This is a genomic window from Chamaesiphon sp., assembly GCF_041737865.1.
Lineage (GTDB): Bacteria > Cyanobacteriota > Cyanobacteriia > Cyanobacteriales > Chamaesiphonaceae > Chamaesiphon.
Window position 1 is genome coordinate 1 of sequence record NZ_JBGSQZ010000165.1, and the last position, 6,119, is coordinate 6,119.

Here is a 6,119-nt window from a genome sequence, read left to right on the forward strand (position 1 = left end):
TTTCATTCTCACTGACTTGCTTAACCGTCAGTTCTTTAACTTTTTCATATATGTACTCTTGATATCTATTTGTTTGTCTTTGCTTCTTGTTTAACCAAAGCAAAGGTTCAGTTGGCGATATTTTACAGCTAGAACAATAGAACTGACGACGCGGGACTTTTAAATACGCCACTTGACCGAAAACTGATAAATCTCTGACTAAAACTGGACGAGTTTGATGCACTTGGCATATATATTTATTGCAATTAGGACAATTAATTCCAGCATTAATTAATTGTAATCTTACGACTATTGCATCTAGTGTGTTCGCATAGCTATCAACAATAACATTAGGTAGATTCAATAAATTATCTAGGTGAAAATCCATATTGGGGAGGGGGCTAAAATTCCGCTATCGCTACATTTTACCCCATTCTCCCCATATTAGCGGAAGAGCCGCTTCTGCAAGATCGATCGTCTCGTCATCTTTAGTTTCTTGCATTGCTCTGAGTAAACCTTCATCTTCTAATTGTTGCTGTTTAAACTCCAAAAACTCAGCAAATGTTAACACCTGTTGTTGTAACTCTGAAGGTAAACTGCGTATCTTTTCAATTGCCAATTGTTCGATAGTTGTTATAGGCATTTTGGTCGTTCTCGATCTACACCGCTATTTTAACAACAAACATGGATAAAACACTCGATTCGTTGGTGTAGCCTTTGGAGCAAGAGGATCGATCGCCCTTGATGGGGATGGGTGGTTCGATTACCTCTGGTAGGCTACGCCAAGTTTTAACAGCGATCGCAGTAGTAGATAGAATGGTCTAAAATATTAGTGCAGGTAGGAATAGAAGCAATGACTACATTTAGCCAAGTATTAGAAGCAGCTTTAGAATTGCCGAGAGAAGAACAACAAGCTTTAATCGTAGCAATTCAAGAACATCAGTCGGCGAACATATCACTACATAGCAAAACTCGTCAATTGGAACTAGTGGAGTATGCACGTCAAGCAGCTTTAGACGTGAGAGCAGGGAAATTGAAGCCTCGATCGGTAGCAGAAATTATGAATCAGCTAGACGATCGGATCGATGAATAATCAGCATGAGAAAACTAATCTCTACTCCAAGATTCGATCGATCTTTACGGAAGTTTACTAGGCGAAACTCAGAATTACAGGAAAAGGTAAGGAAAACACTAGAACAGATGACAGAAGATGTATTTATCTCTAGTCTGGACACTCATAAACTAGGCGGGAATCTAGAGGGGATTTACGCCTGTTCTTATGGCTATGATTGTCGAGTCCTATTTTCGATCGAACCAGATTCAGAAACTGAGGCTGAGTTAATCATTTTACTCGATGTCGGAAATCATGATGATGTTTATTAGAGTAATTTGATTATCTTCTGGTAAGGCTTGATTTGTTGGTGTAGACTCTGGCGCAAGAGAATCGATCGCCCTTGATGAATGGGTGAGCAGGGTGGATTAATTGTCGCCAGAGAAATCACTGACGCTCTGCCCAAAGAGGGCAGCGAAAATAGGCTGAAGTTGATTAGCCATTAGCCTGAGAGCGTCAGGGAGTGTTCGACAGTTGAATTGACGAGAAAGGGAAACTAAAAACTGTCTGACCATCGCCCAATTAGCTGGTAAATAATTACCAGTGTGAATACAGTTATCTTCATTTAAAGTTACGTCTTTAACCCAATGAAGTTTATTTTCAATAGACCAGTGACCACGAATAGCATCGGCAAATTCGGCGGCCGAATAAGTTAAGCTACTCAAATAAAAATGTTTTTCATGATAATCAACAATCAGACGACTTTTCTTTCCTTGAGGTCGAGTTCCAAATCGATCGACTTCAATTAAATTTTTGGCACCAACCCAATCAGGTAATAATTCAGCAGAAATTGGATAGACTTTGACCTCGCGAGTTGTTGACCGTCCATGCAAACGTTCAGAGTGGAGATGGCGATCGATGGCTACAGAAGATGTAGCTAGCGCAGTCAATGTCTTGATTAGACGAGGCTGGTTTCCTTTAACAGTAATAATATAATCATTGTCGCCATCAATAATCAATTTAACAGTTTTTTTTGGCAGTGTAGTGCATCGGCTGTAATGACGATATGCTTGCCAGACAGCGTTTGAACCAAATGCTCTACTACCCCAATTTCACTTTTCTTACTATTCTCCATAACTTGATGCCTAACGACCCATCCTTGCTGATGACTATAGACTGAGACGACACTTACAAAATTTTGACAGGATTGATTCCCACCTGTAAGAGTACTTTTAATACATTTACCATCGATCGCCAATAATTCTCCGGTGGCGATCGATAGAGCTTGCTCTGCCCAGACATTGAATAGATTCGCCATAATTTGAAAATCCATTGCCATCATGATGTTTCTAAATGTTGATGCTGATGGAAACCGAGTCTCAGGTGGTAGTTCTAATAATTCAAGTAAGCGTAATCGATGATTTTTAGTAAATGAAGCTAATGGTTTATAACCCCAATATCCGGTACAGCCTCCTAATAAAACTATAGATTGCAAGCAAAGATCGATCTAATTGCTAAAGATAACGATCTATGAGTAGCTATTCTTTTTCAGATACAGCCAACATTAGGCGATGGTAGCGAAACGGTATTTGATGTTTACAATGCAGAGATCGTATAGTCAATATCTAAATTTTTATTGATAAAAAAGGAGCAGTCTAAATTTAGACCGCTCCTTAATATTTGTTCTACCTAGAAATTACATTTTTCCCATTTGAGCGGCAACTTCTTCCGCGAAATTGGACTCTTTCTTCTCGATCCCTTCGCCTAAAATAAAGCGAGTGAAGCGGCGGACTGTGACATCTTCGCCCAACTGTTTGACGGTTTGTCCGATTAGTTCAGTCACAGAGATATTCTGATCCTTGATGTAGGGTTGATCTACCAAGGTCATTTCTTTGAGACGTTTGTCGATGCGTCCTTGGACGATCTTTTCTTTGATATTATCGGGTTTGTTGGCGAGATCGTCACGTCCCATTTCGATTTCTTTTTCCTTGCTGGCTAGTGCTTCAGGAATTTCGGCGACGTTGATATACTCAACATTGGGACAAGCTGCAACCTGCATTGCCAAGTTTCGCGCTAAGACTTTAAAATCTTCGTTATTTGCTACTGTTGCAGAAATACAACCGAGTTCTAGCAGTACGCCAACTCGTCCACCAGTGTGGATGTAGCAATCGACAGCACCTTCGGTACCATCAGCTACATGATAGTTCGCCAAGCGACGCACGTTGAGGTTTTCACCAATTTTGGCGATCGATTGGACGATCGCTTCCGATACTTTGATGCTATTGTCAGCCGCGTAGGGTTGTGCTAGTAGTGCATCGACGCTATCAGCGGTAATCGCTTGGTGTGCGAGACTTTGGACTAGATCTTTAAAAGCATCATTACGTGCTACAAAGTCGGTCTGACAGTTGACTTCGACTAGTACGCCAGTTTTACCATCAGCTTGAATGAAGTTATCTACCAAGCCTTCAGCAGTCACTCTGTCGCTTTTTTTACCAGCAGCAACCATGCCTTTCTGACGCAGCCATTCTGAGGCTTTGGTCAGATCGCCTTCAGTTTCACCTAAAGCTTTCTTACAGTCCATCATGCCTGCACCTGTCTGGCGGCGCAGTTCTTGAACCATCTTCGCAGTTATTTCAGCCATGTTCCTTTATCTATATTCGAGCTGGTTGTGGATGGATGGAGAGAGGGGTAAAGGGACAGGGGTAAGGGGTAAAGGGTGTCAAAGCGTTTATACCCCTTTTTCCTTTAACCTGTCTTGTTGCGCTGTCTTGACCCAAACACATGCGGAGGAAACCTCCGCGTGATTTGGCTCGCTAAACCGTCGGGAAACCCGACGTTGGCGTAGCCTCTCCGTCAGGAGACGCGCGCAACGCTTCCCCATTACCCCAATATCGCAATTAACTAAATAATTGCAATAACGATCCTAGACACCCAATACCTAATTTTAGCCTTCGCCGCCTTCTTCACCATCAGCTTCGGCAAATTCGGCTTCATCTGCGAAGTCGTCTTCCATGTCTTCGTAGTTATCAACGATGTCTTCACCACTGTCGGGGTCAACACCGTGACGACCTTCGTAAATCGCATCGGCTAGTTTACCGACGATCAATTTGACAGAACGAATCGCGTCGTCATTTGCCGGAATAGCTACGTCAACCAAGTCGGGGTCGCAGTTGGTATCGAGTAACGAGACGATCGGAATGTTCAACTTTTGGCATTCTAACATCGCGTTATATTCCCGTCGTTGATCGATGACGATCACGATATCGGGTACCTTCCGCATGTTCTTGATCCCACCCAGATATTTCTGGAGTTTAGCCATTTCCCGTCGCAGGACGGAAGCTTCTTTTTTGGGCAAGAGATCTAGTGCGCCGCTATTTTCACGACGTTCGAGATCTTTCAAGCGTTCGACGCGAGTTTTGATCGTCGTCCAGTTGGTGAGCATTCCCCCCAACCAACGTTGGTTGATGTACGCTGCACCGCACCGACTGGCTTCTTGAGCGATGATACCTGCTGCTTGACGCTTGGTACCTACAAATAGGAACCGCTTGCCTTGTTCGGCGGCTGTCCGCATGTAGACATAAGCTTCTTCCATCAACTGGGCGGTTTGCACCAAGTCGATGATGTGTACGCCGTTGCGCGCAGTGAAGATGTATGGAGCCATTTTGGGGTTCCAACGTCTGGTTTGGTGTCCAAAGTGAACGCCAGACTCCATCATTTGCGCCAATGTTACTACTGGCATAAGATTATTTTCTCCTAATCGGGTTTATCCTCCATCCAGGCTGTATTTCTAATTAGAAACACCCGAATTCCTGAATGTGCGAATTTTTAGACAACCTTTTTATGATAACAAATTTTTGGGAGATATTCACAATCAATCGCGTCTATTGTTAGGCATCATGTTTAACCGATTATAATCAGTCGAGCGGTCAACGAAGAGAATTTGTGAGTTGCGGGTGTTATTTGTGTGGGCAGAACCCGGATCTGGGGGTTGTCTTGATTCGCTAAACCCTCGGGAAACCCGAGGAGCGCGAATCGCTGCGTAAGGTTCGATTTTTGGGTAGCGGAGTGCGGCGTTCACTTTATTCTAGAATTCAGTTAGGTGAGATAGATTATGTCTGAAACCTATCTGCGCTTGGGTTATGGGTAGCAACTTGAGTTAGGTTATGGGAATAGTCCATAGACAGAGGATAAATGCTTCTGTCCATTCAACTACTGCGCCATAGGTATCACCTGTATGTCCACCGAAACGACGGTGAAAATAGTAACCTGTGAGCGCGGTAATTCCGCAACTAGCGATCGATCTAATACAAATTACCACCCAGTTTGCTGGCTGTAAGTAAAGTTGGTAACCAGTCACAGCGAGGATGAACGCTAGTCCTAGTAATATATCTTGGGGTATTCGTAACCCTTGGCGATGGAATGCGCCTTTTCCTTGGGCTTTGAGGTAGGGATACAAGGCGATCGCGAGTACTTGTCCCCAGCGACTCCATCCTGCAACTAATGGTAGTATCCATGCTCGATCGCGAGTAATTGCTGTTAAGGCGCAAGTTTTGAGTAAGATGATAACTACTGCTACCATTGCCCCAAATGCCCCAGTAACACTATCTGTCATCACTGTTAACCGTCGTGCGGGATCTTGGACTGCTAACCCATCTGCTGCATCCATTGCCCCATCGAGGTGTAATCCGCCCGTCCACCAAATCCACAATACTACGATAATACCCGATCGCGTCAATATGGGCATTTGCAGCCAATCTAAGCCTAAATCTACCAAGCCTAATCCTCCTCCCAATAGTAGCCCGATCGCAGGTGCCCACCGCGCAATTCTGGCGAAATCCAGTTGGAAATTAGTCGGGATGGGGCAGCAAGTGTAAAACGCTAGAGCGGCAAGTAGTGAGTTGAGATTGTTGAGTAATAACACGGATATTTATTGACGGCAGATGCAGAGGACACAGAAAAGGCTTCAGAAATTTATGTTACTACCTTCCCAGTGACAAATTAGACATCTAGTGTGGATAGTGGATAGTGGATGGTGAATGGTGAATTACAAATGTCTATTCATTGGGTGGGAAGGGAGTAGTTGATTCTC

The 6,119-nt window shown here is 43.7% G+C and carries 7 protein-coding genes and 1 pseudogene; 2 read left to right on the top strand and 6 right to left on the bottom strand.

What is annotated here, in order from left to right; all coding sequences use genetic code 11:
* Both ACEW9J_RS12575 and ACEW9J_RS12580 read right to left on the bottom strand, forming a co-directional pair.
* Positions 1–367: transposase family protein (locus tag ACEW9J_RS12575; protein WP_373545465.1), on the bottom strand; the 367-nt coding region annotated here is incomplete at its 3' end.
* 30 nt (positions 368–397) lie between these two features.
* Positions 398–622: a DUF2281 domain-containing protein gene (locus ACEW9J_RS12580; protein ID WP_373545466.1), complete on the bottom strand. Its 225-nt coding sequence runs from the start codon at positions 620–622 to the stop codon at positions 398–400.
* Positions 623–832: 210 nt separating this feature from the next.
* On the opposite strand from ACEW9J_RS12580, the gene ACEW9J_RS12585 reads away from it, so the two are divergent.
* Positions 833–1,072, top strand: a complete 240-nt coding sequence (locus ACEW9J_RS12585) for a hypothetical protein (protein ID WP_373545467.1) — start codon at positions 833–835, stop codon at positions 1,070–1,072.
* 5 nt (positions 1,073–1,077) lie between these two features.
* Positions 1,078–1,362, top strand: a complete 285-nt coding sequence (locus tag ACEW9J_RS12590; protein ID WP_373545468.1) for a type II toxin-antitoxin system YafQ family toxin — start codon at positions 1,078–1,080, stop codon at positions 1,360–1,362.
* A gap of 96 nt (positions 1,363–1,458) precedes the next feature.
* Here the strand turns inward: ACEW9J_RS12590 and ACEW9J_RS12595 are convergent.
* From ACEW9J_RS12595 to cobS, 4 genes and pseudogenes are all read right to left on the bottom strand, one after another.
* Positions 1,459–2,525, bottom strand: a pseudogene (locus tag ACEW9J_RS12595) (ISAs1 family transposase).
* A gap of 201 nt (positions 2,526–2,726) precedes the next feature.
* Positions 2,727–3,671, bottom strand: coding sequence for a translation elongation factor Ts (gene tsf / locus ACEW9J_RS12600; RefSeq protein ID WP_373545469.1), 945 nt, complete (start codon positions 3,669–3,671; stop codon positions 2,727–2,729).
* 303 nt (positions 3,672–3,974) lie between these two features.
* On the bottom strand, positions 3,975–4,769 hold the full coding sequence (gene rpsB, locus ACEW9J_RS12605) for a 30S ribosomal protein S2 (RefSeq protein ID WP_373545470.1): 795 nt from the start codon (positions 4,767–4,769) through the stop codon (positions 3,975–3,977).
* 417 nt (positions 4,770–5,186) lie between these two features.
* Complete coding sequence (gene cobS, locus ACEW9J_RS12610) at positions 5,187–5,951, bottom strand: adenosylcobinamide-GDP ribazoletransferase (protein WP_373545471.1); 765 nt, start codon at positions 5,949–5,951, stop codon at positions 5,187–5,189.
* Positions 5,952–6,119: the final 168 nt, after the last annotated feature.

What these genes read in the sequence shown, in the direction of transcription:
- ACEW9J_RS12590 (WP_373545468.1), top strand. Translation starts at nt 1,078, where the DNA reads ATGAGAAAACTAATCTCTACTCCAAGATTCGATCGATCTTTACGGAAG.
- ACEW9J_RS12585 (WP_373545467.1), top strand. Translation starts at nt 833, where the DNA reads ATGACTACATTTAGCCAAGTATTAGAAGCAGCTTTAGAATTGCCGAGA.
- tsf (WP_373545469.1), bottom strand. Translation starts at nt 3,671, where the DNA reads ATGGCTGAAATAACTGCGAAGATGGTTCAAGAACTGCGCCGCCAGACA.
- ACEW9J_RS12580 (WP_373545466.1), bottom strand. Translation starts at nt 622, where the DNA reads ATGCCTATAACAACTATCGAACAATTGGCAATTGAAAAGATACGCAGT.
- rpsB (WP_373545470.1), bottom strand. Translation starts at nt 4,769, where the DNA reads ATGCCAGTAGTAACATTGGCGCAAATGATGGAGTCTGGCGTTCACTTT.